The sequence below is a fragment of the Nonomuraea purpurea genome, from assembly GCF_042650645.1.
In the GTDB taxonomy this organism is placed as follows: domain Bacteria; phylum Actinomycetota; class Actinomycetes; order Streptosporangiales; family Streptosporangiaceae; genus Nonomuraea; species Nonomuraea purpurea.
This window is the reverse complement of the sequence record NZ_JBHSBI010000041.1, coordinates 1-25858: the sequence shown is the minus strand read 5'-3', so window position 1 is coordinate 25858 and position 25858 is coordinate 1. Positions and strand designations below refer to the sequence as shown.

General features: G+C 72.9%; 19 protein-coding genes. 1 reads left to right on the top strand and 18 read right to left on the bottom strand.

The window, feature by feature from the left end; genetic code table 11:
• Window positions 1-88: 88 nt before the first annotated feature.
• The 18 genes from ACFOY2_RS48670 to ACFOY2_RS48585 are packed head-to-tail and all read right to left on the bottom strand — an operon-like array spanning window position 89 to window position 22673.
• The gene (locus tag ACFOY2_RS48670; RefSeq protein ID WP_379534982.1) at window positions 89-3838 is read right to left on the bottom strand and encodes an eCIS core domain-containing protein; all 3750 of its coding nucleotides are present in this window, start codon (window positions 3836-3838) and stop codon (window positions 89-91) included.
• A gap of 7 nt (window positions 3839-3845) precedes the next feature.
• Window positions 3846-5168, bottom strand: a complete 1323-nt coding sequence (locus ACFOY2_RS48665) for a DUF6519 domain-containing protein (RefSeq protein WP_379534981.1) — start codon at window positions 5166-5168, stop codon at window positions 3846-3848.
• Between the two features lie 10 nt (window positions 5169-5178).
• Window positions 5179-7245, bottom strand: a complete 2067-nt coding sequence (locus tag ACFOY2_RS48660) for a hypothetical protein (RefSeq protein WP_379534980.1) — start codon at window positions 7243-7245, stop codon at window positions 5179-5181.
• A complete protein-coding gene (locus tag ACFOY2_RS48655) occupies window positions 7242-9764 on the bottom strand; it encodes a putative baseplate assembly protein (protein ID WP_379534979.1) in 2523 nt (840 codons plus the stop codon). The genes ACFOY2_RS48660 and ACFOY2_RS48655 overlap by 4 nt, the downstream gene beginning before the upstream one ends.
• Window positions 9765-9770: 6 nt before the next feature.
• Window positions 9771-12413 (bottom strand): putative baseplate assembly protein, encoded by a 2643-nt coding sequence (locus ACFOY2_RS48650; protein WP_379534978.1) that lies wholly within the window; start codon window positions 12411-12413, stop codon window positions 9771-9773.
• Window positions 12410-12778, bottom strand: coding sequence for a GPW/gp25 family protein (locus tag ACFOY2_RS48645; protein WP_379534977.1), 369 nt, complete (start codon window positions 12776-12778; stop codon window positions 12410-12412). Before ACFOY2_RS48645 ends, ACFOY2_RS48650 begins: the two co-directional genes overlap by 4 nt.
• Window positions 12775-13119 carry a hypothetical protein gene (locus tag ACFOY2_RS48640; RefSeq protein WP_379534976.1) on the bottom strand — a complete coding sequence of 115 codons (345 nt, stop codon included), beginning with the start codon at window positions 13117-13119 and terminating at the stop codon, window positions 12775-12777. Before ACFOY2_RS48640 ends, ACFOY2_RS48645 begins: the two co-directional genes overlap by 4 nt.
• A gap of 14 nt (window positions 13120-13133) precedes the next feature.
• The gene (locus ACFOY2_RS48635) at window positions 13134-13721 is read right to left on the bottom strand and encodes a phage baseplate assembly protein V (protein ID WP_379534975.1); all 588 of its coding nucleotides are present in this window, start codon (window positions 13719-13721) and stop codon (window positions 13134-13136) included.
• A gap of 9 nt (window positions 13722-13730) precedes the next feature.
• Window positions 13731-14840: a hypothetical protein gene (locus ACFOY2_RS48630; protein WP_379534974.1), complete on the bottom strand. Its 1110-nt coding sequence runs from the start codon at window positions 14838-14840 to the stop codon at window positions 13731-13733.
• Window positions 14830-15144, bottom strand: coding sequence for a LysM domain-containing protein (locus ACFOY2_RS48625; RefSeq protein WP_379534973.1), 315 nt, complete (start codon window positions 15142-15144; stop codon window positions 14830-14832). Before ACFOY2_RS48625 ends, ACFOY2_RS48630 begins: the two co-directional genes overlap by 11 nt.
• Complete coding sequence (locus tag ACFOY2_RS48620; RefSeq protein WP_379534972.1) at window positions 15144-15824, bottom strand: hypothetical protein; 681 nt, start codon at window positions 15822-15824, stop codon at window positions 15144-15146. Before ACFOY2_RS48620 ends, ACFOY2_RS48625 begins: the two co-directional genes overlap by 1 nt.
• Window positions 15821-16069: a hypothetical protein gene (locus tag ACFOY2_RS48615; protein ID WP_379534971.1), complete on the bottom strand. Its 249-nt coding sequence runs from the start codon at window positions 16067-16069 to the stop codon at window positions 15821-15823. The genes ACFOY2_RS48620 and ACFOY2_RS48615 overlap by 4 nt, the downstream gene beginning before the upstream one ends.
• A complete protein-coding gene (locus tag ACFOY2_RS48610) occupies window positions 16066-18075 on the bottom strand; it encodes an ATP-binding protein (protein ID WP_379534970.1) in 2010 nt (669 codons plus the stop codon). Before ACFOY2_RS48610 ends, ACFOY2_RS48615 begins: the two co-directional genes overlap by 4 nt.
• Window positions 18072-19253, bottom strand: coding sequence for a DUF4255 domain-containing protein (locus ACFOY2_RS48605; RefSeq protein ID WP_379534969.1), 1182 nt, complete (start codon window positions 19251-19253; stop codon window positions 18072-18074). The genes ACFOY2_RS48610 and ACFOY2_RS48605 overlap by 4 nt, the downstream gene beginning before the upstream one ends.
• 58 nt (window positions 19254-19311) lie before the next feature.
• Window positions 19312-19974 carry a hypothetical protein gene (locus tag ACFOY2_RS48600; RefSeq protein ID WP_379534968.1) on the bottom strand — a complete coding sequence of 221 codons (663 nt, stop codon included), beginning with the start codon at window positions 19972-19974 and terminating at the stop codon, window positions 19312-19314.
• The gene (locus ACFOY2_RS48595) at window positions 19971-20609 is read right to left on the bottom strand and encodes a hypothetical protein (RefSeq protein WP_379534967.1); all 639 of its coding nucleotides are present in this window, start codon (window positions 20607-20609) and stop codon (window positions 19971-19973) included. Before ACFOY2_RS48595 ends, ACFOY2_RS48600 begins: the two co-directional genes overlap by 4 nt.
• Window positions 20610-20620: 11 nt before the next feature.
• On the bottom strand, window positions 20621-21151 hold the full coding sequence (locus tag ACFOY2_RS48590; RefSeq protein ID WP_357831526.1) for a phage tail protein: 531 nt from the start codon (window positions 21149-21151) through the stop codon (window positions 20621-20623).
• A gap of 25 nt (window positions 21152-21176) precedes the next feature.
• Window positions 21177-22673: a phage tail sheath family protein gene (locus tag ACFOY2_RS48585; protein ID WP_379534966.1), complete on the bottom strand. Its 1497-nt coding sequence runs from the start codon at window positions 22671-22673 to the stop codon at window positions 21177-21179.
• A gap of 297 nt (window positions 22674-22970) precedes the next feature.
• On the opposite strand from ACFOY2_RS48585, the gene ACFOY2_RS48580 reads away from it, so the two are divergent.
• On the top strand, window positions 22971-25643 hold the full coding sequence (locus tag ACFOY2_RS48580) for a SpoIIE family protein phosphatase (protein ID WP_379534965.1): 2673 nt from the start codon (window positions 22971-22973) through the stop codon (window positions 25641-25643).
• The last annotated feature ends 215 nt before the right edge of the window (window positions 25644-25858 follow it).

The window sequence follows — 25858 nt, the reverse complement described above, 5'->3', positions numbered from 1 at the left end:
GAAGGAAGCCCCATTCAAAATAGGAGCATCTACATTATCCAGCCCGGCATCGGGGCGAAAGTCCGAGACCTCCTTAAAGCGATTCGGATCAGCCCGTCCACTTCCTCAGTTCCGGGTGGCGGCGTAGTTCGCCGTAGGTCTTGCGGTCGGGGCCGTAGGCGTCGGCGCGCGAGCCGTCCTCGCCGCCTTGGCGCAGGACCGCGCGAAGATCGGCGACCTGCCTGTCCCAATCCGCGTACAGCGGTATGAGCGTGTCGAGCTTCTGGATGACGTCGATGACCCGCGGCTTCCTGTACCACGGCGTGTGGTCGAGCTCCTCGCGCACCTCGGCGAAGATCGCGCTCTCCCTCTTGCGCAGGGCGGACATGGCGGAGATCATGCCCTCGATCCTGGTGTCGCGCTCCTGCCTGGCCTCGGCGTCGGCCGCGGCGGACAGTGCCGCCGCCTCCTCCTTCGTGGGCACCGTCGTCACGCTCTGCGCACGCGCCGCCTTCAGCTTGCGCAGCTCGGCGCGGATCTCCGCCTGCCTGTTGCCGATCCTGCGCAACATCTCGGCCACCGCCGCGGCGTCGGTGAAGTTCTTGGAGCCGGTCATGATGGCTTTGACCGCCCTGCCGAGCCTGAGGTCGTCGGCGCGCAGGCCCGCCTCGGCCTCCTCGACGGCTCCCGCCGCGGCATGGGCCCTGAGCCGGGCGATCCGGTCACCCACCACGATGGTCTCGAACGTCTCCTTCTCCTCGACCAGCTCGGCCGGCCAGTCGTAGCGGATGCCGCCCTCCGCCTCACCCGGCGAGCGGACCACCGCCTGCACGGCGTCGGCCGCGCCGTAGTTCTCGTCGGCGTACCGAGCCAGCGCGCGGCTCATCGCCTCCCTGTCCCCGCCGCCGGCGGCGATCGTCCGGCCCAGACGCTGCCAGTTCTGGTGACTCCTGTTCCTGAAGCCGCGGAAGGCGCGGCTCCACCTGGCAGGTTCCCTGGAGACGGCCTCGATGGTCGTGTACTCCTCATCCGACAGCTTCATCCCGACCCGCTCGGTGAAGGGCTGAAGCAGCTTGCCGGTGGCCAGTTTGAGCGCGCTGCTGATGGGCGTCTGATCGGCGGCGGAGGCCAGGCCGCGAGCCCAGGCGCCCAGGTCGCTCTCCGAGGTCGTCGCGCTGACGTCGGCCTTGGCTCTGCCGTCCGGGCCGACCTCGGCGGCGATGGCCTGCTCGCTCTGGTAGGCGAGCTTCGGCCCGCCCGCCACCCCGACGCCGGCGCCGCCGCCCGATCCCCCCTCGAACAGCTTGCGCGTGCCCGTCTCGTCGACGGCCGTCTTCTCACCGTAGGAATGGGAGTCCCAGACCGACGCCTCCAGCCCCGCGAGGCTCACCTTGGCGGTCTGTGTCTCCGACAACCGGTCGCCGCTCACCTTGCCCGCCACCCTGGTGGGCTCGGCCGCTGCCAGGGCGGCCAGTTCGGCCGCGCTGTCGACCGCGAGAACGCGGTCGACCATGGTCTGGTAGTCCGGGTCGCCGGGGTTCAGGCGGAAGGTGACGGCCCTGGTCTCCGCCGCCGTCCTGCCGAAACTGAGGCCGCCGCCCACGAACCCGGACGAGCCGGACGCCCCGAGCGTCCTGCCTGCCTCCGACACCACCTCGACCGTGACGAACAAGGCCCCCTGCCTGCGCGCCACCGTACGCTTGAGCGCTCTGCTCCTGCTGAAGGAGACCTCCGCGCTGAGGGAGGGTGTGCCCGCGGTCAGCGAAACACCGGCGCCCCGCTTGGTCTCCAGGCTCGCCTCCTCGCCCTCGGCGAGCTTCGCCGCCTCGGCGGCCGACCGAGGGGCGGTCAGGAGGGTGAGCAGCTTGCGCGCGTCGGCGAAGCTGCCGCGCGCGACGAGGTTGACGACCCCCAGTTCCTTCGCCACGCCCCCGGCCCCGTTGCCGTCCAGGTCTCCGAGGTAGCGCCTGGTCTCCTCCGCGGAGAACTGGTGGACGAACTCGCCCGTCACCGACCCCGTGAGCGACCCGCTCGCGGAAACCCTGCCTCCCGCCCCGCCGCCCAGCGTGCCGGACGCGCCGATCGTGATGGTCACCTTGACCTGGTAGACGGGCGGTTCCGACCCTGGCACCCGCGCGGCCTTGACCACCACACTGGTGTTGCCGGCGATGGACCTGGTCGTGGTGAAGCCGTTGCCGTACGCGGTGGTCCGTTGCGCGCTCGCCGTCCCCTGCGCCCCGATTCCCTCGGGACCCGCGAGGATGCCGGCCGCCGCCTGAGCGCTGCTCTGGCTTCCCTGCTTGAGCCTGCCCTCCTCGTCGAAGATCCCCTGGCTGGTCTCCTTGCTCCGGGTGACGGTCAGGCTGCCCTCTTTCCGGGTCACCGACGTCCCTGTCGCGCTCTTGGCCGTGGTCCCGCCGCTCTCCTGGGTGCGCTCTCTTCTGGACGTGACCTCGTCCGGCCTCACCGAGGTCACCTTCCGCTCAGTCGCGGCCGGTTGAGGTGCGGTGGGCGTGGCAGGGGCGGGCTTGGCGGGTTGGGGTGCGGGCTCCGGTTTCGGCTGGGACCGCGCCTGCTGGAGGGGCTGGGTGCCCTCCTTTCCCGCGGCGACCGGGGCGGGGATGGGCGTCGGCGTCTTCGGGGCTGGTGAAGGCGTTGTGGGAGGCGCCGGGCGGCGCTGTTCGACGACGGGTTCGGGCCTCGGCCGCCTGGGCGGCAGCTTCTTGATCTCATCCAGCGCCGGGGCGATGTTCACGGGGACGTGCTCGCCCTGCGGATCCTCGGCCCGTGGGGTGCCGGCGACGGCACCGGCAGCCCCGAGCTTGGCCGCGCAATGGGGGCAGACGTAGGAGCTGGCGCCGACCGCGACCAGCTTGAGCCCGTACTTGGCCCCGTGGGCGACCAGCCTCGCCTCCGCGTCCGCGCGCGCCCCCTCCGCCGTACGCTTGCGTTTCGGCGCCTCCGGCGTCGCCTCGTCGGCGCCGCCGCCCTCATGCTGGTCCGCGAGCCCCACGCCCGGATCGGGCGCGGCTCCGGAAGCCCCGGGATCCGGGGCCTGCCGCTTCCCGCGTACGGCCTTGACCCACTGCTCATCCGGCTTCAGGTCGAGGTACTTGCGGTACTTGCCCTTGGAGGTCGTGATGAGTGTGTGCTGGTTGCCGTCCTCGTCCACGGCGTAGGTGACGGCCACGGTCAGGTCACCCCACATGCTGCGCTCGATCGCCGCACGGTTGTAGGGCGGCAGTTCCTTGCCCTCCTTCGCCGCCTGGGCCGCCTTCGCCTCCTGGATCTTGTCCTTCTCGGCGAGCCTCTTCTTGACGACCCCCTCCATCAGCTCGTACGCCCGCAGATCGGCGGCGTCCTGGAACTCCCGCAGCCGGGCGAGCGCCTCGACGTCCTCCGAGCTCGCGGGCCCGCCCGTCTCCTCCGCCATGGCCAGCCCGACCGACGCGCCGCCGCCCACGGACACCGGTCCCGCCCCGGCACGGGCCACCGCGTCGGCCGCCGTGTGCGCCGCGGCTTCGAGCCCCGCGTGGCGGGTCGGCCGAGGCCCCGCGCCGCCACGCTGCTGGATGACGTGGGCCAGCTCGTGGGCGAGCAGGTGCCTGCCGTCGGGAGTGTGCGGCGCGAACCGGCCGGCCCCGAACACGATCTGCTCGCCCACGGTGTACGCCCGCGCGCCCAGCTCACGCGCCGACTTCGCGGCCGGCCCGTCGGAGTGCACCCTGACCTGGCTGAGGTCCTGCCCGAACCGCCGTTCCATGGACGTGCGCGTCACCGGGTCCAGCGGCGCTCCCCTGCGCGTCAGCTCCCTGCGGGCGGCTGCGGGAACCTGGGCGCGTTCGGCACGTCTGTCCATGGCGGCGTCACAGTCCGTGGGTGAGGGGAAGCGCGAACGCCGTCCGCCAGCCGGTGACCTCCTCGCCCTGGACGACGGCCAGCGGCGCGTAGTGGTAGACGACGCCGTGCGGACCGCTGCCCTGCGGGTGGTGCCAGATGACGTCGCCCAGCGTGCGGCGGGCGGGGAAGACCCAGTAGTCGCCCGTACGGTAGCGCTGCGGCTTGCCGCGCTCGCCCGCGAGAAAACGCACCTCGATGCCCCGTTCCAGCGGGATCCACCCCATGTCCTTCCTGGCGGCCTGCGCCTCGGTCACCGGGATGGCCCCATCGGGGGACTTGCCGGGCGGGGTGTGGTCCCAGCGCCGCAGGTAGGGGTGGCCTTCCAGGTCGATCGCGGGCGGCGGCGCGTCCAGGGTCACGGTCGACAGCTCCACGTCGAGGTCGACCACCTGGCGCAGCGGCGCGGCCGGGCGCGGCCAGCCCAGCTCGCGTCGGAGCGAGACGGCGTCGTCCACGGCCTCGACCCACTGGCCGATCTCCAGCGTGGTGTGCCGGTCGCGGCCCAGGCCGCTCACCTGGACCACGGGCCCGTCGGTGGCCAGGATCGGGTAGATCACCGAGCCGTTGTCGCGCGACCAGGCGAAGCTCGCCCCGTCCTTGGGCGTGCCCCCGCTGCGGATCTCCACCCGGTAGAGCTGGTTCTCGCCGGTGTAGCCAGCGTCGGACGGTGCGGCGCACGGGTCGTCGTCGGCGTCCTGCGGCCTCCTGGCCCGCACCTGGAGCACGCCCTTGTGGTCCATGGACGCGGCGGCGGCGATCCACTCCTCCACCCAGCCCTCCAGCGACACCTCGCCCGCCGGCACGGGGACGGCGCGCACCTGCCAGACGACCTGGGCGCGGCTGCTGGTGTCGGGGTGGTGCAGGCCGAGGGCGGGTTCGTGCAGCCGGGGGTCCTCGACCTCGGTGACGTGCCGCTCCCAGACCTTCAGGTACACCAGGTACCGGCCCCTGGGCAGTTTGTCGGCGCCCGCGACGTCCAGTACGGCGTGCGGCTGTTTGGCGTACGTGGTCTCGGCGGAGTCGCCGACCCCGATGCCGTCCACGTAATAGCGGCCCGCTCCGATGGTGAAGTCGGCCGCGGCCGGATCGGTGATGGCGAAGCCCAGCCCGGGACCCGCCGGTCCCGCGTGCGGGCCCATGAGGTCGGCCAGCGCGCCGCGCAACTGGTGCAGCAGGATCGCCGTCTGCTCGTTGCGGTCGGCGTCGAGGCCGACCCTGCCCTGCAGGTCGAAGACCGCCGAGTAGCCGCGGTCCGGCGAGAAGGTGATGTTGGAGAAGTCCCCGTGCACAGCGGTCTCCCTAGGTGGCGGTGATGACGGCGGCGTCGACGCCGAGGGGGACGAACCCGTTCAGGTGGTCGACGAGGGTGGCGAGTCGCCGCGCCTGGAACAGGTCGTGGAAGGCGCCCATCTCGGATCCGTCCTCGGCTCCGGTGCGGATGGCGTCGGCGCAGGTTTCGTGCAACTGGCAGTAGCCGGGCACGCCGTACCTGACGCCGGTGAACCTGGGCCGCAGCCGGTTGTCCGAATCGGGCGGGCACCGATAACGTGGCGGGCCGCCTTCGCAGGCGTAGGAGACGGAGGAGTAGCGCACGCAGCCGGCGTCCTGCCTGGCCACGTGCGCGCGGCCGGTGACGATGCTGTCCTGCGCGAGCCTGAGCAGGTAGACGTGCACCTGGCCGAGCACGGTGCAGCGGCGCAGGGTCAGTTCGGCGTAGGCGTTCCTGGCGTCCACGCCCGTGACGGCTGCGAGCTCGCGGTCGGTCGCGTCGATGATCGAGTCGTCGGCCTCGACGATGAGCGGCTCGCCCGAGGTCTCGTCCTGGTCGATCAGGATCGTGCCGACGATCGAGCGTTGCACGCGCAGCCTGGCGGTGGTGCGCCGCAGCTCGATCGACGGCTCCTCTCCGTGGCGCGGCGCGCACCGCTCGTCCAGTTCCCAGCCGGGCACGAGGGTGCAGTGCCTGATGGTCACCTCGCCCACCTGCCCGGTGATGTCGACGCTGCGGCCCGAGATCACGAGCCCGTCGAGGAGCAGGCGCGGGCGGCGCGCGGACGGCGGCGGGCAGTCGGCGGGGGTGCCCGGCGGCGGGGTCTTGCACCGGGCCCGCACCGAGAGCGCGTCGAAGCGGTTCGCCCGCTGATTGAGCAGCCTGATGACGGGCCGCTGGTACGGCGCCGCCCGCAGCTCCAGCCGGTCGTCCAGGTCGAGGTCGACGCAGAGCGCCTCGGTGTAGTCGGACGAGTCGACGATCTCCACGAGCACGTCGTGCAGGGCCGGGTCGGCCTCCTTGTCCTCCTGCCACTGCCGGAGCGCGGCGGTGATGGAGCCGAACCCGTCGCCGCCCACGACGTACCGGCGGCGCCCGCCGACCGGGGTGGTCGGCCTGGCGTAGGCGCCGCCGCCCATGCGCTCGCTGAACCCGTAGCACCAGCTCACCCACACCCCTTCCTCCGGCGCCTCGTCCGGAGGGAAGGCGATCCTGCCCAGCACCGGGTCCACGAGCACCTGGCCCGGCTGGGCCCGGTAGCGCCACTCGCTGAGGTCGGCGCCGACGATCCGGCTCGCCGGGACGGGGTTGTCCAGGCTGTCGCGCCAGATCCGCAACGCCCTGCCCGGCCCGTAGTACTCGGTCACGGCGGAGGCGAACTCCTCGCGGCCGATCGGCTGCGGCACGTCGGCGGGTCCCGACAGGTGGGCGGCGCTCGGCCCGCTCCCCTGCGGGGCGAACAGTTGGGTGTCGATGCCGAGCACGTTGACCAGGTATCGGCTGTAGCGCTGGTCGACGCAGAACGCCGGGGCGCGGGTTACGGGGAAGGACGCCAACCGCCACACGTACAGGGCCAGGTCGGGGATGTTGTGCAGCCCCTTGGTCAGCTCGCTGTCGATCCGGCGCACGTCGGGCAGCCTGGGGGCGGTGTCGAAGGGCCCGCCGACGCGCTCGCAGGCGACCAGGTCGCGCACGTCGAAGGTGGCCGCCCGGTCCGGGTGGAGATGCCGCGGATGCTGCTCACGCACCAGCATCCGGTAGGTCTCCACGGCCCGCGCGGGCCAGCGGGCGCTGTCGAAGGCGAGCTGTTCCAGCGCGGCGGCGGTGCCCTTGCGGCGGCGTACGGCCACCGCGTCGGCCGCCTCGGCGCGGGAGACGTCCTCGCGCTCGATGCCGGCCAGCGCCGCGATGTACGGCACGATCCACTCGTCGCAGGTCTCGACGAACCAGTTGGCGTACCAGGTGTCGAGGTCGTCCTCGATGACGCGCACCTGCTCCTCGATGACGCGCAGCAGCGCCCGCAGCGGGTGGCCCTGTTCCTCGTCCCTGCTGCGGTGTATGGCGGGCAGCAGCGCGGCCAGCTCGTCGCGGGTCATCGGACCACCTCCACGTGCAGGACGACGAACCCGTCGAGGCCGGGTGTGATCATGACGAGGTCGGCGGGGTCGACGTGCACGCCGTCCGCTCTCGTCCTGGCCGGTTTCGCCGGGATGCGGCCGGCCACGCCGGTCACCGCGGCGGCGTCGGCGGCGGTCGTGCCCTGGGTGGCGCCCAACCGTACGACGTCGGCGAAGGCGACGCCGGGCACGCTCTGGAGCGCCGCGACGACCTCGGCCAGGTAGAGGCCGCGGCCGAGCGCGCGGGCCCCGAACCCGAACGCCGCCTCCAGGGCCGCGCGGGCCTGCGGGCCGACCAGGTCGGGGGCGCGGTCGGCGTCGATCCGCACGTCGGCCTCCACCACGACGTTCCAGAGGGCGCGCGGGGCGGCGGCGACCCGCACGCCGGGGTCGCCGTAGCGGCGGCAGGCCGCCACGAGGCTGCGCAGGACGTCGGAGTCCGGCTCGATCGGCGCGTCGTCCACGCCCGCGACCGTCACGTGGACCAGTTCCCCGCCGCCCGCGATCAGGCGGGTCGCCGCGGCCTTGCCGATGCCCGCGCGGGCCAGCGTGAAGTCCGCGTAGTCGCGCAGGCCCACCAGCCGGTCCATGGCCAGGGTCGGCAGCGGCGCCCGCTCGCGCAGCGCCGGGTCCGCGTCGCGGTCGGTGCCGCCACTGGCGCGCAGGGGGTTGGTGACGGCGGTGACGCCCAGCGGCTTGGTCTGGAGCTGGTTGAGCTGTCCCGTCCGCACGTTGCCCGCCCTGCCGATGCCCACGCGGTAGGTGAAGGCCACGTTGCCGGCGCCGGTGGGCAGCCGGGATCCGCGCCTGCCGTCGCCGAACTCGATCGTCGCGCTGCCCTCGGCGTCCACGTTCACCTGGTAGGCCCGCTCCGACGGCCCCGCCCAGGCCAGTTCCTGGACCTCGTGCCAGGCGATCCCGCCGATCCTGACGGTCAGCTCCGCCTGCTCGCCGTCGGCGTCGGGCGTCGCGAGGTAGGTGAGCGGCCGCTGGCCCAGGGTGAAGCGCTGGCCGGGTGTGCCGGCGTCGCCGCTGCCCGCCGCGGGTTCGAGCTTGGTCTCGCCGTTCGTGGCGCGCACGACGTTGCCCCAGACGGTGACGCTGGCGCGGCGGTAGGAGCCGCGCAGCGGGGCCGCGAGGTCCAGGACGGTGTGGTCCGGCACGGTGCCCGACGAGGAGACCCTCCGGGTGCCGACGACCCGCGCGACCTCGCCGCCCGGCGCGGTGAGCGGGCCCGCCTCCTGCGGCATCCCCGACACGACGATCGTCCGGCCGGTGGGCAGGTCCTCAATCACCGTGCCGAGGTCGATCGAGCGGCCCTCGACGGGCGCGGTGATCGGCGTGTCGGCCAGGACGAGCGGCTCGGCCTGGACGTAGAAGGTGTAGCCGCGCAGTTCGGCGAGGGAGCGCGCGGCGTCGCCGGACTGCTCGGGGAACCAGGCCCGCGCCAGCACGAGCGCGCTCACCCTGCCGGAGATGCCGTAGTGGGCCAGGCCCAGCGTGCGCACGTCTTTGACGAAGTTGACCTCCACGCTGCCGTCGCCGGACACCACCGCGATCCAGCTCTCCGGGAGGATGCGCGGGTGGTCGGCGTCGAGCGGGAGCAGGGTGCGCTGTCCTTCGCCGGAGTCGTAGAGGTCTTCGTCGAGCTCCCAGTCGTCGGACGTCCCCGGTTTGAGCGGGGCGGCGGCGCCGAACGTGGCCGCCTTGACCCGCAACACCTCCAGCCGGACGAACTCCGCCTCGGTGCCGTCCTCGGCCAGATTGAGCGGGAGCGGCTGCAGGAAGGCGGCGGTCACCTGGGCGTCCAGGTCGATCTCGACCGACTCGACGACCCGTAGCACCGGCGAGCCTTCGGTGAAGTGGAACAGCAGCCGGTCGTTGGGCGCGAGCCCGGTCGCGACCCCTTCGACGTGCACCACCCGCAGGTAGTTCATGCCGCAGAGAGTCAGCCGGGTCGGGCGGCGCAGCCGGGGCCGCAGCGCGCCCCACGACGCGCGGGCCACCAGCTCCTGCGCCGTCTCGAAGATCTGCGACTTGGCGCCGGGGTCGGGCACGCTCTGGACCCTGGCGCCCGCGGGCACCCGCACGAGCGGGTCGGCGGGGTCGGGGTCGAGCGTGTAGGCCAGCCAGGCGGACGCCGCCAGCCCCGGCCTGGGCCGGTAGCCGACGAGCGCGGCCAGCTCCACCAGCGACCGCCGCTCCTTGGCCGTGGCGAGGTAACCCTCGTCGGCGATGCGTTCCTGGTAGAAGGTCAGCACGTCGCCGACGCACGCCCACGCGTCCAGCAGCGCCAGCGCGGGGTCGCCGGGGGCGCGCGTGGTCAGCCTGGCCAGCTCGGGATGGTCGGACGAGGCCAGCCGTCCGATCATTCTGGCCAGGAACGTCGCCCGGGTGCCCACCCGGACGGTCAGGCTCGACCGCCCCGGCGGGTTGGCCGCAGCCTGCCTCGCCCCCGGCGCGCACCGCCCGCAACATCCCACGTCACCGCAGCTCATACCGGCTCACCGCCCTCCCACGAGATCCAGCGTCAACGTCCCCGCCGAGGGGATCTCCAGCGGGCCGAACGCCGGCGCGCCACCGTCGGGCACGGGCGGGCCCGCGGAGACGGTGCGGGCCAGCCGGACGACGGTCGCCGACACCACCCCCGGCACGGCCATGGCCTCGGCCACGATCCGGCTCACGTACAGGCCGGTGCCGAAGGTGAGGCGGTCGGGGTCGAACATGCCGCCGGGGGCGTCGCCGAGCCTGGCCCGCAGCGCGACGGTGACGGCCGAGCGGGGCGCGCCCGATGTCAGGCAGACGCGCAGCCCCACGTCGACCGGGACCAGCCGGGGCGGGTCGACCCGCAGGTCGTGCCCGATCCGCCGGACCTGCTCCAGCCGGGTACGCACGCCCTCCAGGGGGAACTCCTGTCCGCAGCGGCCCCGCAGGGGGTCGATCGCCACGTCGGCCTCGTACCAGCCGCCGGTCCACGCCAAATCGGTGGCCGCGCCCTGGACTCCGGGCCGGGCCGAGGCGATCGTGGCGTAGTCGTCGGCGGTGACCGCCCGTACCAGGCGGTGCCGGTAGGCGGTGGGGCCGAGCAGGCGGGCGTCGGCGACCGGCTCGGGGTCGGTGCCGCCGGTGGCGGCCAGCGGGTTGCGTACGCCGGTCACCGGCACCGCGATGGGACGCGAGGCCACCAGGTGGGCCACCGCTTCTGCGCCGACGTTGCCCGCCGTGCCGTTGCCGACCCGCGTTCGCAGGTCGAACCGCTGGCCCGGCCGGACCGCGCGGCCGTATCTGCCGTCGCCGAAGCGCAGGTGGGAGCTGCCCTCGTCGTCCACCTCGACGACGACGTGCCGGTCCTCGGGGCCGCTGCCGATCAGGTCGGCCCGCACCGTCCACGTCTCCTCTTCCGAGGTGAGCCAGAGCTGGGCCAGTGCCGTGCGCGGGTCCTGGGTGAGCGCGGCCGCGGCGGGTCCTGCGACGACCGGCTCCGCGGGGTCGAGCGGCGGGCCGACGCCCCACGTGGCGGCCACCTCGGCCGCGTCGGCGGCGTCCAGTGGCAGGCCGAGCCGGGCCCGCGCGGTCAGCGTGGCCAGCCTGGCGAGCCGGCGCGGGCTCGGCGCGGCGCCGGTGGGGAGGTCGGCCGACGCCGGGCCCTCGCCTGGACGTCGCGCGCCACCGGCGAGGAGGCCCGCCAGCGTCAGGGCCTGGCCCTCCGCGACGGTCTCGGGAGCGGGGTAGGGCGCCCGGCGGGTGAGGGGCGCGAGCGGCAGTTCCGGCTCGAAGCGCAGGCGTGCCTGGTCGCGTTCCGGGCGGCCGTGTCCCTGGCAGCGCACGGCGCCCGGGTCGCCCTCGGGCACGGTCAGCGACCCGGTCTCGGTGCCGCCGTGGTCGACGAGGACCACGTTGCCCCTGGCGACGCTCACGTCCTCGAACAGGCAGCACTCCTCGCCGCCGATGGAGGCCAGGCACAGCTCGAACGTCAGAGCGTCGGCGCACGCCCAGCTCACCCGCAACAGCGGCTGGTCGTACACGGGGTCGTCGAGCTCCACGACCTCGGTCAGCCGGACGGCCTGGCGGTGGGTGACGTCCGCGTCGCCGGGGACGCCGGTCAGCGGGCCGCGTACCTCCTCGAAGATCAGCACGTCTCCCGGGCACAGGCCGAGCAGCCGGCCGGACCGCTCCTCGTCGCACCAGCCGTCCACCAGCGTCGCGGAGGTCGCGCCACGGGGCAGACAGCACTCCTCGCCGCCCCAGGTCCACAGCCGGATGCGGTTGCGGGCGGGGCTGACGGCCAGGTCGTGCTCCAGCACCGGCTCATACACCTGGTGGCCGCCGGGCGGGAAACGGCGCAGCTCCCGCTCCGAGATCATCGGGCGGCCCTCCAGCGCGGGCAGCGCCGTCACGAACCGGTAGGCGCCCGCGGGCAGGACCCCGGCCTCCTCGACCTCCAGGTGCACCCAGGTGCGCGCGTTGCAGCCGTCGTGCATCCGGTAGTCGACCAGCCGCAGGTGCCGCCGCACGGACGTGCGCAGCCTGGCCGTGCCCAGGTAGGCCTCGGTGGCGACCGCGTCCTGACTGTAGGAGAGCTGGTCGCCGACGTAGGCGAGCAGCTCGACGAGCGTGACGCCCAGGTCGGGGATCTGCCGGTCGGTCCAGGAGGGCGAGATCAGCGCGAGCCGGTCGAGGATGAGCCTGCGGAAGCTCGCGTAGTCCTTGACCAGGTAGTCGATGACCGCCCGGTCCTCGTCGGCGGGCGGGCAGGGCGTCGTCAGGCCGCAGTCGGCCTCCTCGCCGCAGTCGCCGGTGAAGGTGAAGGCCGCCCGCGCGTACCGGGGGTCGAAGTCGTCCGCTCCTGCCAGCGCCACCTCATACGGCGAGTCGTCTCCGAGCCGGTCGAGCCGGACGACCAGCTCGTCGTGGCGACCGGCCTGGCGCGAGGCGACCACCTCGACGTCCACGGCCCGGACCGCGCGCCCCGGGCCGGTGATGGCGATGTCGGCCGCCTCCGGCGCGGGCACGGGGGCCTTGCCGAACAGCAACAGCCGCAGCGTGCGCGCCGCGTTGTCGACCCGCACCCCCGCGATGCCGCCCCAGCCGCAGGCGCGGTCCCGTTCACGCCGCTCGCGGGGCGGGCAGCCCTCCTCGGCCGTCATGGCCCGGTCCTCCGTTCGACGGTCACCGAGTTGAGCTCCCCGGTCAGCACCAGCACGTAGGCCACCGACACCAGCAGCGCCCCCTCCTCCGCCCGCACCTCCACGCGCTCGACCCGCAGGTCGTCGGGCAGCCACTGCTGCAGGGCGGCCTGCAGGGTGTACTCCACGGCCCCGGCCAGCTCGGGGCTGTTGGGGGCGAAGACCAGCCGCAGCACGCCGGTGCCGAAGTCGGGCCGGTTGACCCGCTCCCCCGGGATCGTGAACAGCAACTGCTCGACCATGTCGCGCACGTGGTCCTCGTCGGTGGTGGTGGCCGAGTTGCCGTGCGCGTCGATGTGGAAGGGGAAGTCCAGGTGGATGCTCATGATCCCGCCGCCCTGAGCTGCACGGAGGTGGTGATCGGCGTGCCCTGGGGGGCCTTGGCCGCCGACTGGCACAGGCCCGCGCCGGGCCCCGTGGGCTCCAGCACGACCGGCTTGCCGAGCACGAAGACCCGGGTGGAGGCGGCCAGGGCGAAGTCGACGGTGACGCAGGGGCTCGGCGGCGTCGCCCCCGACAGCGAGCAGCCCGCGACCGCGACGACGTCGCCGACGGTCACCACCGGCGCGCCCCCGGCCAGCACCACGCTCTGACCGGGGACGATCGTGGCCTTGCCCTGGTGCAGGCAGGTCACCTGGGATGCGACGGTCAGCAAGAAACCCGGCATCGTCGGATCCCCTCTCAGGCCGGCTTCACGACGAGCGCGCCGTTGTTGATGTTGACGAGCCCGACGAGGTTGATGGCCGGCGCGCTGATGGTCACGCCGGAGGTGTCGACCGTGATGGCCGCCGACTGGGACTGCAGCAGCACGCCGCTGCCCTTCATCGGCGCCACAGGGACGTCCGACAGGGCGATCTTGCTCTTGCCGACGGTCTCGATCAGCAGCGCGGGCGCGGCGGGGGGCAGCAGCTCGGCGGTGGCGGGCGCCTCTTTCCTGCTGCCCCAGAAGAAACCCACCCAGATGGGGCTGTCGGGGCTGCCCTGCTCGAACTCCACCCAGACCCCGGCGCCCGGCGGCGGCACGGCGAAGAAGCCCATCTGCAGCCCGGCCAGCGGCACGCACGGCATCGCCCACGTCGAAGGCAGCACGCCGAGGACGTCGGGAACACTGACCAGCAGCCGCCCCTTGCCCAGGGGGTCGATGTTGTTCAGCACCACGCCCCGGTACTTGCCGTAGAAACGTTTGGTGCCCGGCGGTTCCGCGTCTTCGCGTTCGGCGGGGCTGAAGAAGCCGGGAGACTCGACGTACCCGAGTTCGTCCATGTTCATGGCAGGTCCTTAGGGCAGGGGCAGGAACGCGTTGCGGGTGAGGGTGAAGTGCTGGGTGTACGCGCCGCGCTTGATGTCGTGGGTGACGCTCTTGACGAAGTAGGCGCCGTCGTAGCCGAGGCTCGCACCCCGCACCGTGACGGGGCGGCGGGCACGCAGCGGCTGGCCGTAGCGCAGCACGTCCAGCGTGCCCTGCCCGCTGATCACCTCGTAGCTGTCGGCGGCCCTGGACAGCGCCACCCCCGTCGCCTGCATCGCCGACAGCTTGGCCAGGCCCCTGATCGCCGACACCTTCAGCGGCGTCGGCCTGCGGGCGCCCATCGGCGGGTTGACGGGGGTGATGTCCGGGACCGGGATGGGGACGGGGAACTTGGTGATCGGCTCCTGGACCAGGACGACGTACTGCGTCGCGGAGAACCCGTCGAAGGTGAACGTCAGCGTCTCGACGTTGGTGGCCGTGTCGGCGTTGGCCCACAGGGTGGGCTGCGGCGTCCCGGCCCTGACCAGCGGCCCCCAGTACGCGACGTTGACGCCGGGAACCGATCCCGGCTCGACGTAGAACTGGTAGCCGGCCTGCGCCGCGAGCGCCTTGAGGTAGGCCAGGTCGGTGCCCTGCTGGGCGGGCACGGACTCCAGCGGGTTCGGGTCGGCCAGGTAGACGCTCGGCACGATCTGCGGGACGAGCCCGTACATCGGGTATTTGGCGCAGATCAGCGCGACCCGCGCCTCCGGCGGCAGCCCCATGAAGGGCACGCCGGTGAAGTCGACCACGTCCATCATCCGGGAGACGTCCTCCCCGGTGAGGGTGAGGCGCGCCTGGCCGGGTTCGGCGGACGGTGTCACCTCGTGCCGGGTGACGACGCCGTCCATCAGCACGGTGGCCTGGCCTCTGATCGTCACGACGATCTGGGCTCTGGCCGGGGGGTCGAGCGCGCCCGACGGCAGCAGCTCGCGGAACAGCAGCGACCGCCTGCCGGTGCCGAACGACAACCGGAACCCGCCCGGCTGGCCCACGCCCTCGCTGACCTGCACCGACAGCAGCGCGTCCACGACCTCGCGGGGCACCTGCTCGGCCAGCAGCGGGCCGAGCCTGAGCGAGAGCAGCAGGTCAGAAGCCATGCGGGCGTCCCGCGGTCGCGGTGGGCAGCGCGATGTCCAGCCGCCGCCCCCTGCGGGCGGTGAGGTCGGCGGGGTCGAGCACCGGGTTGGCGTCCGCGACCTGCCAGAAGCGTTCGGGGTCGTTGAGGTGCTGCGCGGCGATCCTGTCCAGCCGGTCGTCGTCGCGGACCACGTGCACGGCGATCACGGTGAGCGTGCGCGGGTCCGGCAGGAACCTGCGGCGGACATAGGGGATCGGCTCCCCGCCGTCCGGCCGGTGGAGCGCGGTCTCGATCCCGTGGTAGCGGCTGGTCACGGTGAACATCAGGTGCCTCCTGGCGGGCCGTCGAGGCCGAGGGCGCGAAGCTGGTCGGACGGGTGCAGCGCGGCGAGCTGCTCGCGGCGCCGCTGGTGGCCGATGAACAGGCCGCTCCCCCGGTGTGTGAACCCCAGGTCGTCGACGGTCAGGATGCGCAGCGACAGCGACACCCTGGCCCTGATCGGGTTGAGGTTGGAGTCGAACGCCTCCTCGGTGACGGTGAACTCGGTGAGCCTGACCGGCACCACGCGGTCGCGGCTCCACACGAACACCGTCAGCGGCGACTCGACGGGGACGATCTCGAAGGCGCCGTTGCGCGCCGCCTCGTCCTGCGCGAGCAGGGCGTCGGCCGTCGGGTTCACCAGCATGTCGAGCGTGGCCAGGACGGGCAGCAGGCCGTGCGCGGCGACGGCGTCGTTGCCCGGCGCGAACGGGTCCTCGAGCTGGATCGTGGCGTCGAGTTCCGCGTCGAGCTTGATGGTCTCGTGCGCGGGCCCGCGCAGCCGCAGCGCCTCGCTGCGGTCGCCGGGCTCCATGCCCACGCCCTGCGGCTGGAGCGTACGGGTGATGGTGTCGGGGTTGTACTGCAGGGTGATGACTTTGAGCACCGTGCCGTCGGCCGGGTTCAGCAGGACGAGCCCGCCCCTCGGCACCACGGGCGTCCCCGGCGCGAACCGCGCGCTCACCGCTGCCCACCTCCCGCCGCCCCCTGGATCCCGGAGACCACCGCGCGGGCCAGCCCCGGCGCGGAGCCGTCGGCGGCCTCCACGCGCAGCCGCCGCCGCTGGACGGCCTGCGCGCTGGCCACGCTCCCGAGGCCGGCCGCCAGGTCGCGGCGCACGGCCTCGGTCAGGGCGTCGATGAGCTCCTGCCTCGAATGTCCCGCCGAGTCCAGCACGACCCGGTCGATGTGCAGCACGATGCGCGTCATCGGCCCACCCGCTCGTACTGCGGGACGGTCAGCGGCAGGCCCAGCTTGCGGAACTCGGTCCTGGCGGCGTTCAGCACCGTCGCGGTGTCGACGGGCGTGCCGGCGCCGGCGGCCAGGAACGCGGCGCCCAGCGCGATCGCCTGCACGGCGGCGCCCGTGACCGGCAGGTCCACGAGCGCGTCGAGGTCGAGGTCGCCGAGCGGGACGCCCTCGGGAAAAGCCGCCGACCACAACCGCCTGCGTTCCTCCCGCGCCGGCAGCGGGAAGTCGACGACGAACCGCAGCCGCCGCAGGAAGGCCGGGTCAAGGGCGGCACGCAGGTTGGTGGCCAGCACCGCCACCCCCTCGTAGGCCTCCATGCGCTGGAGCAGGTAGCTGACCTCGATGTTGGCGTAGCGGTCGTGGCTGTCACGCACCTCGCTGCGCCGCCCGAACAGCGCGTCGGCCTCGTCGAACAGCAGCAGCGCGCCGCCGTCCTCGGCCGCGTCGAAGACCCTGCGCAGGTTCTTCTCGGTCTCGCCGATGTACTTGTCGACCACGGCCGACAGGTCGACGCGGTAGAGGTCCTGGCCGAGCTCGTGGGCGAGCACCTCGGCGGCGAACGTCTTGCCCGTCCCGCTGGGGCCGCTGAACAGCGCGGTGACCCCGTTGCCGCGCGACCTGCGCTCCCCGAAGCCCCAGGCGGACATGACCGTGGCCCGGTGCCGTACCTGCGCCACGAGCGCGCGCAGCAGGTCTGTCTGCTCGCCGGGCAGCACCAGGTCGTCCCACCTGGCCTGCGGCACGGTCCGCTGCGCCAGGGCCTCCAGCCTCGGCCTGGCCGACGCGCGGCAGGCCGCCCACAGCCGCTCCCGCCCGCCGGGGGCGTCGAACCCGGACCGCAGGGCGGTGGCGATGCGGTGGATGGCGGGCACGCTCAGCCGGAACTGGCCGGCCAGCGTCCGGGGCGCGCCCTCCACGGGCAGTCCGGTCGCGGCCGCCCACAGCTCGGCCTGCTCGGCGGCGGTCGGCCTGACGACGTCGACCACCGCGGTGGCCCGGTCGGTGACCGGGCACACCTCGCGGGTGGACAGCAGGACGAGCCCGCCCACCTGGGACAGGAAGCGTCGCAGCGCCGTGGCCACGACGGGATCGCCCGGGTCGGCGTCCACGGCGTCGATCAGCAGGGCCATCGGCAGCAGCAGGCTCTCGCGCTGCCACAACCTGGCCACCAGGTCCTGGTCGGATCCCATGAGCGCGCCGACCGGCAGGTGGTAGACCTCGCGGTCGAGCAGGGCCATGGCCCGTACGGCCACCAGCTCGCAGCTCGGTTCGTCACCGCCGAGCAGTTGGATCACCGGGAAGCGCCCGTCGGGCGTGTCGGTCAGCGCCGCCTCGACCAGGGCCTCCACCACGGCCTGTGACGAGGCGGGCAGAGCGAGCCCCCGCGCCGGGTCGGGGCGATGGCCGACCAGCGCCGTCAGCCGTTCGTCGAGCCGGTTGAGCCCTCTGACCAGGTCGACGATCCGGTCGTCGGCCCGCAGCGGCACCACGGCCAGCGGCTGGGCCCCCGAGCCCACGGGCTCCACCAGCCGCCAGAACCGCAGCCCCCGCTCGGGCGAGAGCACGTCCCAGCGGGCGTCGTCGAACAGGCGCAGCGCCAGGGCGAAGGTGGGGTCGGGCTCGCCCTGCGCGGCGGCGATCAGCTCGCCGATCCCCGGGTCGATCGCGGGCGCGGCGCACAGCAGCAGCACGTCCCGTTCGAAGTCGCTCAGCCCCAGCCGCTCGGCGACCTGCACCAGGGCGGGCGCGCCCAGCTCCGCCATCGCCACAGCCGCGGCCTGCCGCGCGTCCGCGTCGCCGGCGTGGGGTGCGCCGGAGTGGTCACGGGCTCTGCGCCATCTCTTGGACGGCTCGGCGGCGGAGGCAGGAGGGATCGCGGGCTGGGGGGCGAGCGCGGTGAGACGGGCGGCCAGCCAGTCGAGGCTCGCCTTCAGGTAGGCGCCGTTGGCCTGTTCCCAGATCACGAAATCACCACCTCCGCCGTGGGCCCGGTCCTGAAGGTGCCGGTGGCGCGGTCGACGATGTCGGTGTCGACGCCGTCCACGCGGACGCGGACCTTGTGGACGCCCGGCGGGATCTCGGCGGTGACCGAGAGCGTGTAGCTGTCGGCGGTCAGCAGGGGCACCGGCAGGTGCAGGCCGCCCACGAGGACGGCCGTCTGCTGGCCGACCAGCACCGGCTGGGAGACGGTGGCGGTCACCGTGGTTCTGGGCGGGGTGCCGCCGGCCGGGATGGCGGCCAGGGCGGCGGTCTCGGGGGCGACGGCCAGGGGGACCTCGTTCGTGGAGGTGCCGCCGGCCGCGAGCGAGATCGCCCATGGCCCCGCGGGCAGCCCCGAGACGGGCAGTACGACCTTTACCTCGGCGCTCCCCGGGGTGGCGAGCTGGACCTCGGCCGTGGCCGGCACCCGCAGATGACGCAGGTGGGCCACCAGGGCGCCCTCGGGCGGGTTGCGCACCGTCAGCGTGACGGCCTCGCCGGGCAGCGCCACCGGGCTGCCCGGCACGCCGTACCGGATGCCGGTGATCGCGGGGAACGGCGAGACGACGTCGGGGTGGGCGACCGGCGACCTGTCGTCGGGGCCGCGTTTGAGCACGGGCAGCGGCGCGAGGCCCGGCGCGGGGTTGTCGATGAGCACCGTCGAGACCTGGTAAGAGGCCGAGACCCGGTACGGCGTCGCGAACGCGGTCCACATCTTGGCGATGTCGTCCTGGCTGAGCGACTCGAAGCTGACCTTCACGTGTTCGAGCTGCAGGTGCAGGTCGCTGCCGGCCAGCGGGATCGCCGTGGCGGCCAGGATCTCCTCGCGCGGCAGGATCGGGGTGTCGTGCAAGGCCAGCATCGCGGCGCCGAGCAGCTCGTGGGCGGTGCCCTCGTCGTTGCTGTAGGCGGCCAGCAGATAGTGCAGGACCAGCGGCAGCAGCGGCTTGGGCGACTCGCCCGGCGGCGAGCCCGGCGGGTCGGCGTTGCGGAAGGACGGGTGTACGTCGGTGCGGTACAGGAACAGGTTCACATGGTCGCCGTTGACCTCGTCGGGGGCGCGGTCCGGCGGCACGATGGTCACCTGCGGGCCGCCGAGCCGGTTGAAGACCCGGGCGCGCAGCGCGGCGGTGACGGCGGCGATGGCCAGGGAGTTGCTCATGCGGCCTCCTTCGTCGGCCTCATGATTCCTTGCCTATTGATGACCTCGACAAGCTCGCTCATGCCAGTTCTCCCTTGCCGCGCCCGCGCAGGTACGCCTTGAGCACCGTGGCGTGGTCCTTGCGCGCCGGCTTGGCCTGCGGGGCGGGCTGGACCTGCGGGGTGCGTACCTCCAGGCGGCCGATCGAGATCTCGACCACCGGGGGCGCGGGTGCGGCGTCCTGGGGCGCCTGGGCGCGCGTCGGCGCGGCGAGCACGGGGCCCGCGGCGACCCGCAACAGCGGTGTTCCGCGCCCGGCGTCCGCGACGGCCGGGAGGCGAAGCTCCGGCCGCCGGTGCTCCGAGGGTTCCGCCTGGTGGCCTGACGGCTCCTGCTCGTGACCCGGGAGCCGGAGAGCCGCGGGTGTCGGCGCATGGGCGTGCAGCCGCGGCGGCGTGGCGGCGCGGAGCTCGGCGGGCGGCGCGGCGACGGCTTGCTCCGGCGCGTCTGGCCTGGTCGGCGGTCGTGCCGTCGAGCGAGTCCTGGATCGTTCCCCTTGCCGGAGTTCCTGCCCGATCGCGGGAAGTTCCGGCGCGGGGGCCTCCTCCTGCGGGTCGGACAAGGCAGGCGGCTGCGCGTGGGCCCCAGGCCGGCGGTCCTCGAACATCGAGGCCGGGCGGGGGCGGATGCCGTTCACCGGCGCCTGGCTGCGCGCGATCAGGCGCTGGACCAGGCCGCTCATGATCTCACCAGGCCCAGGTAGCACTGTCGCCGCCAGGGGCTCAGCGCGAGGACCTGCGGCTCGTTCCACCCGTAGGCGGTGGCCAGGTCGTGCACCTCCAGCAGGGTCCTGCGGCACCAGCCGTCCAGCTCCGACCACAGGTAGCTGACGATGTCGAAGGACTCGGCCCACTCATGGCCGCAGTCCGGGCACGACAGGCACAGTTCGACGTCCAGCAGCGGGTCGGCCTGGGCCCAGGACGCGGCCGTCTCCTCGGCGCCCGCTCCTTTCGAGCAGCCGTCGACGAGCGCGCCGCACGGGTCGGGGTCGGACAGCGCGGCGGCGACGTCGGCGCTCGTGGGCAGCCGGTACGGCGCCGGGGACGGCGGGCCGAGCAGTTGCCCCTGGTCGAAGGAGACCTCCACGTCCGTGCCGCACTCCGGGCATGTCGAGACCCCGTCCAGGCCGGAGCCGAACAGCGCCGCGCGCAGCTCGAACAGCGCCCGGTCGCGCTGCCCGATGGTCAGGCGGGCCAGCTCGGCCGAGGGGCGGCCCGTACCGGCAGAGAGCAGGGCGAGGCCCCGCTCCAGCGGGGTGCGGTCCCAGCCCGTCTCCCACGCGTCGAGCAACTCGGCGGCACCGGCCGGCACTGTCACCGCACCGCCCCTCAGGAGTCCGACTCGGTGGGCTCGGTGACGCTCAGGTCGCGCACCCATCCCTCGTTCTCCAGCTTCAGGTGCTGGATCGCGATGGCGTTGGCGTTGGCGTCGAGGTCGGGCAGCGCCTGGAACTCCGACACCCAGCAGCGGAAGACCTGGTAGGCCAGCACCTTCTGGCCCGCCTCGTTGTAGACCTCGATGATGAGGTCCTTTCTGAAGGCGGCCAGCGCCACCTCGCGGTCGCGCTGGTCGGGGCCCGCCTGGGCGTTGGCGTAGTTCCACACCTTGTTGGCCCACAGCTCGAACTCGGGGTCGTGGGTGACGCCGCGTTCCAGCGTGATCGGCTCGTACTTGGTGCGGCCCGGCGACTTGCGGGCGCTGGAGTGGTCGCCGCCGTCGCGGTGCTCGACCACTTCGGTGGTCCGGCGCAGGGCGCTGACCTTGCTGATCCCGGCGACGTACTTGTTGTCCCACTTCACCCGGAACTTGAAGTTCTTGTACGGGTCCAGGCGGGTGGTGTTGACGGAGAACTGGGCCATGTCGCTCCTCGGGCCTAGCCGGTCATCAGGCGTCGGGACGCTTCTGCTGGATGCGGATGCGCACGAACTCGGCGGGTTTCAGCGGCTGGAAGCCGACGTCCATGTTGACGACGCCGACGTCGATGTCGGCCTGGGGGTTGTTCTCCCTGTCGCACTTGACGAAGTACGCCTCCTGGGCCGTTCTGCCCTGGAAGGCGCCCTGGCGGAACAGACCGTCCATGAAGGCGCCGACGTTCAGCCGGATGGAGGCCCACAGCGGCTCGTCGTTGGGTTCGAACACCACCCACTTGGTGGCGCGGAACAGCGTCTCCTCGATGAACAGGGCGAGCCTGCGGACGGGGACGTACTTCCACGGGTCGCCCACCTCGTCGTTGCCCCTGCAGGTGCGCGACCCCCACAACACGTGGGAGTAGACGGGAAAGCTGCGCAGGCAGTTGACGCCCAGCGGGTTGAGGCCGCCGTTCTCTGCGTCGGTCATCGCCACGGTCGCCGACCGTACGCCGGCCAGGGAGGCGTCCACCCCCGCGGGCGCCTTCCAGACCCCGCGCAGGGTGTCGGTGCGGGCGAACACTCCGGCCACGGTGCCGATAGGCCCCACGGTCAGGTCGGGGCCTCCGGCCGGGTCGGAGATCGTGATGCGCGGGAAGAAGACGGCGACGTTGCGCCCGGCGACGCCGGTGACCGGCAGCCCCGCGCCCGCCCCGGACGTCGCGCTGGCCACGCTGTCCCAGGCGAAGGGCGGGTCGAGCAGGAGCATCGCCCTGCGGTCCACGCACAGCCTGGCCGCCGCGTCGATCACCGGCGCCCAGCGGGCGTCTCTGTCGTCGGTCGTGGAGCTGGAGCGCGTCAGCTGCGGCGGGATCACCAGCAGGTTGAAGATCGGCACGTCGAGCAGGGCCTGCATGCCGGTGCGCCGAACCGGGTCGCCGATCACGTCGGTGGCGCTGAGCGTCACGTCGGCCGCCGAAGTGGCCGTTTTGTCGCCTTCGGGGGGCCGCTTGTCGACCGGGCTTCCGTCGGTCGGCTCGACCAGCCGGGAGGTCTCCAGCGCCCGGTCCAGCCACCTGCCGCGCAGGGCCGGGTCGATGGAGATCTCGTACGTCTCGGCCGACGTGCCGGACACCTTGATCGTCAGGGTGTAGTGCTTGGAGTCGGCGGCGTCGTGCTTGACGGTCGCCGTCAGCGTGTTGCCCGCCGTGCCCGCGGCTCTGGCCCGCAGTTTGACGCCGTCGCCGAGGTCGATGGTGGCGTACTGGGTGTCGCCGCCGACCCGTACGACGATCGCCTTGGCTCCGCCGTTGAGGAAGAACTGGTAGACCGCGTAGCTCAGCTCACTGCCGGTCCACAACCCGCCGAAGACGGTGTCGAACTCGGTCCAGCTGTTGACCGTCGTCGGGGTGCGCGGTCCCTCCAGGGTCAGGCCCACGAAGGCCGCCACGGACGTGTCGACGCCGACGATCGGCCGGACCGCGCTCTCGATCTCCTCAAGATAGACACCGGGATAGGTGAATCTTGTCGCCATCGGCCTTCCTCGTCCCTGTAGCCGCAGAGCCTCTGGCGTTAGTGTCCTGATCAGCCATGACCCACGCGTCACCCCGCCATCACCGCACCGTCACCCGGTGAAGGTCATGGGGCCGTAGAGCCTGAAGGGTTTTTGTGCACGTACACGCCAGGCCAAGGCGCCATTACGGAACGCAGTCACATGAGCGCGCGCGTATGACCCACATCGCTATAATTAGTACATATGGCCCATAAATGCAGATTTCTCCCGAGTAGTCACCGGGCTGCGCGCTCCCGGTGACGTGGGGAAGGGAAGGGGATGGGCGGACAGCGGACGCGACATCCACAGATCAGGTGTACGGATCAGCTTTCTGAGGAGCGGAAACGACTGCTGGCGGCCGTCGGTGACGATCTTTGGGGGATCGAGCTCCTGCGGTTCGTGGTCCAGCAGGCGGTGGCCGACCTCGCCGGGCTGGGAGGCATGCTGCATTTGGGCGGTCCGGGGCACGGCAGCGGGCTGCGCCTGGCAGTGGCCAGCGGGCTGCCTCCGACCCTGACCCAGGCGTGGGAGCAGCTCGACGGGAACGGGCCGCTCGCCCCCGCCCGCGCGTTCAGGGACGCCGCCTTCACCCGGGTGTCTTTGCCGAATCTTGGCGCCCGAATTCCGCAACAGAGCGGAGACGAGCCGTCCGAGGAGTCCTTGGCCTGGCCGGTCGACACGGCCATGGTTGCGGTGCCGCTGCTCGGCCTCACCGGCCCCATCGGCGCGCTGTCGATCGTCACGTCCTCCGCGCAGGAGCCGTCGCCCACGCAACTGGCCTTCCTCGACACCCTGGGCCGTTGGGCGGGCGAGCGGCTGAGCAGGTCTTCCGCGCCCGCGTCCAACGCCGGGCTCGCGGGCTGGCAGGAGCAGCCCGCCGGCTCACATCTGAGCCAGGAGCTGCGGGTCGGCACGTGGGACTGGGACATCCGTACGGGCGAGGTCATCTGGAACGACGCCATGATGACCATCATGGGCGTCGATCCGCGTGCCTTCGACGGCCGGATCGAGGACTGGACGGCCGTCGTCCACCCCGAAGACCTCCCGTGGGTGCTGGCCGACCTCGAGGAGGCGATCCGCGCCGGGCGGATGTACAGCACCGAGTACCGGGTGTGCCGCCCGGACGGCACGGCCGGCTGGGTGCGGGCCCGCGGCCGGCTGGTGGTGGACGAGAACGGCGAGCCCGCACGCATGATCGGAACCCTGTGGGACATCACCAAGACCCACGAGGACCTGGAGGCGGTCACCGAGCCGGCCGCCGTGGCCCGATCCTCTCGCATCGGGCAGCTCACCAGGGCACTGGCCGAGGCGGTGACCGTGCGGGACGTCGTGGACGCCTCCGCCCACCACATCCTGCCGTCGTTCGGCGCCGCCGGGCTCCTGCTCTCCTTCCTGGAGGGCGACCACCTGCGGCCGGTCGGGTACACCGGCTACTCGAAGGAGTTCATCGAGCGGATCGCCCGCATTTCGGCCTCCAGCGGGCTGCCGATCTCGGAGTCCCTGCGAGAACGCACCCCGATGTTCATCAACTCGGTCGAGGAGTTCATCGAGCGCTACCCCACGAACGCCGACCTGCCGGCGGCCGGCGGCAAGAAGGCCTGGGCCTTCCTCCCACTGGTCGTCTCCGGACGTCCGGTCGGCACTTGTGTCGTCTCCTTCGCCGAGCCGCGCCGCTTCACCGGCGAGGAACGCAACCTGCTGACCACGCTCAGCGGACTCGTCGCCCAGGCCATGGAACGGGCCCGCCTGTTCGACAGGGAGCACACGCGGGCGCAGGAGCTGCAGCGCGGGCTGCTCCCCCGCCGGCTGCCCAGCCTGCCCGCGATCAGCGCCGCGGCCCGCTATCTGCCCGCCGGCAAGGACATGGAGGCGGGCGGCGACTGGTACGACGTCATCCCGCTGTCGGCCGACCGCGTCGCCATCGTCATCGGCGACGTCATGGGCCACGGGGTGGCCGAGGCGGTCACCATGGGCCGCCTGCGCACCGCCGTCCGCACCCTGGCCGATCTGGAACTGCCTCCTGACGAGTTGCTCTCCCACCTCAACGACCTGGTCAGCGAGCTCGGCGACGACTTCTACGCGACCTGCCTGTACCTGGTCTACGACGCCACCACCCGCTCCTGCGTGCTAACCCGCGCCGGCCATCCCCCGCCCGCGGTCGTCTACCCGGACGGCACCGTCCACTTCCCGGACGCCGAGCCGAACGCGCCTCTCGGCGCCGCCACCCCGCCCTTCGACACCGTGGAGATGGACCTGCCGGAGGGCAGCCTGCTGGTGCTCTACACCGACGGCCTCGTCGAGTCCTCCGTCCTCGACATCGACCAGGGCATCGCCCAGCTCGCCGAGACGCTCAACGGCACCTCCGCGCGGGTCTCGTGCCGGCACGAGGATCAGCCCGAGTGCGCCGAGTGCCTGGACGACCTGTGCGACCACCTCACCTCGGCGCTGGTCCCCGGAAAGCAGGGGAGCGGCGACGACGACGCCGCCCTGCTGATCGCCCGCACCCACGCGCTGTCGTGCGACGACATGGCCTCGTGGCCGCTGCCCGAGCACCCCAAGGCCGCCGGCCAGGCCCGCGAGCACGTCCGCGCCCAGCTCGGCGTCTGGCACCTGGACGCCCTGTCCATGACCACCGAGTTGCTGGCCAGCGAACTGGTCGGCAACGTCGTCCGGCACGCCAAGGGCCCCATCCAGCTCCGCCTGCTGCGCACCAACGTGCTCACCTGCGAGGTCTCCGACGGCAGCCTCACCACGCCGCGCATCCGCCGCGCGTCCGACACCGACGAGGGCGGGCGTGGGCTGCAGTTGGTCTCCGCGATCTCGCATCGCTGGGGCACCCGCTACACCCCCACCGGCAAGTGCATCTGGACCGAGCAGCCGCTCATGCCCGTCGAGCCCGGCCTGTTCGCAGAACAGAGCGACCTCGACCTGCACGACCTGCTGGAGGAGTAGCCGGATCGGCCACCCTGGACGGCCGATGACGGGGGCGGTGCGAGGCGCGCGCCCCCGTCGTCGTCGCGGTCAGATCTCCTCCACGCTGCTCGGCTCACGCCGGGACAGGTCGATGCCGAGCTCTTCCGCGGCGCGGAAGACGTCCTCGTCGGTGTCGCGCATCTCGATCGACATGCCGTCGCTGGACAGCACCTCGACGTTGAGACACAGCGACT

Coding starts and splice junctions, on each gene's coding strand:
- ACFOY2_RS48600 (WP_379534968.1), bottom strand. CDS start 19,974: ATGAGCGGCCTGGTCCAGCGCCTGATCGCGCGCAGCCAGGCGCCGGTG.
- ACFOY2_RS48660 (WP_379534980.1), bottom strand. CDS start 7,245: ATGACCCGCGACGAGCTGGCCGCGCTGCTGCCCGCCATACACCGCAGC.
- ACFOY2_RS48605 (WP_379534969.1), bottom strand. CDS start 19,253: ATGAGCAACTCCCTGGCCATCGCCGCCGTCACCGCCGCGCTGCGCGCC.
- ACFOY2_RS48640 (WP_379534976.1), bottom strand. CDS start 13,119: ATGCCGGGTTTCTTGCTGACCGTCGCATCCCAGGTGACCTGCCTGCAC.
- ACFOY2_RS48650 (WP_379534978.1), bottom strand. CDS start 12,413: ATGACGGCCGAGGAGGGCTGCCCGCCCCGCGAGCGGCGTGAACGGGAC.
- ACFOY2_RS48590 (WP_357831526.1), bottom strand. CDS start 21,151: ATGGCCCAGTTCTCCGTCAACACCACCCGCCTGGACCCGTACAAGAAC.
- ACFOY2_RS48635 (WP_379534975.1), bottom strand. CDS start 13,721: ATGAACATGGACGAACTCGGGTACGTCGAGTCTCCCGGCTTCTTCAGC.
- ACFOY2_RS48670 (WP_379534982.1), bottom strand. CDS start 3,838: ATGGACAGACGTGCCGAACGCGCCCAGGTTCCCGCAGCCGCCCGCAGG.
- ACFOY2_RS48615 (WP_379534971.1), bottom strand. CDS start 16,069: ATGACGCGCATCGTGCTGCACATCGACCGGGTCGTGCTGGACTCGGCG.
- ACFOY2_RS48585 (WP_379534966.1), bottom strand. CDS start 22,673: ATGGCGACAAGATTCACCTATCCCGGTGTCTATCTTGAGGAGATCGAG.
- ACFOY2_RS48625 (WP_379534973.1), bottom strand. CDS start 15,144: ATGTTCACCGTGACCAGCCGCTACCACGGGATCGAGACCGCGCTCCAC.
- ACFOY2_RS48630 (WP_379534974.1), bottom strand. CDS start 14,840: ATGGCTTCTGACCTGCTGCTCTCGCTCAGGCTCGGCCCGCTGCTGGCC.
- ACFOY2_RS48655 (WP_379534979.1), bottom strand. CDS start 9,764: ATGAGCTGCGGTGACGTGGGATGTTGCGGGCGGTGCGCGCCGGGGGCG.
- ACFOY2_RS48580 (WP_379534965.1), top strand. CDS start 22,971: ATGGGCGGACAGCGGACGCGACATCCACAGATCAGGTGTACGGATCAG.
- ACFOY2_RS48645 (WP_379534977.1), bottom strand. CDS start 12,778: ATGAGCATCCACCTGGACTTCCCCTTCCACATCGACGCGCACGGCAAC.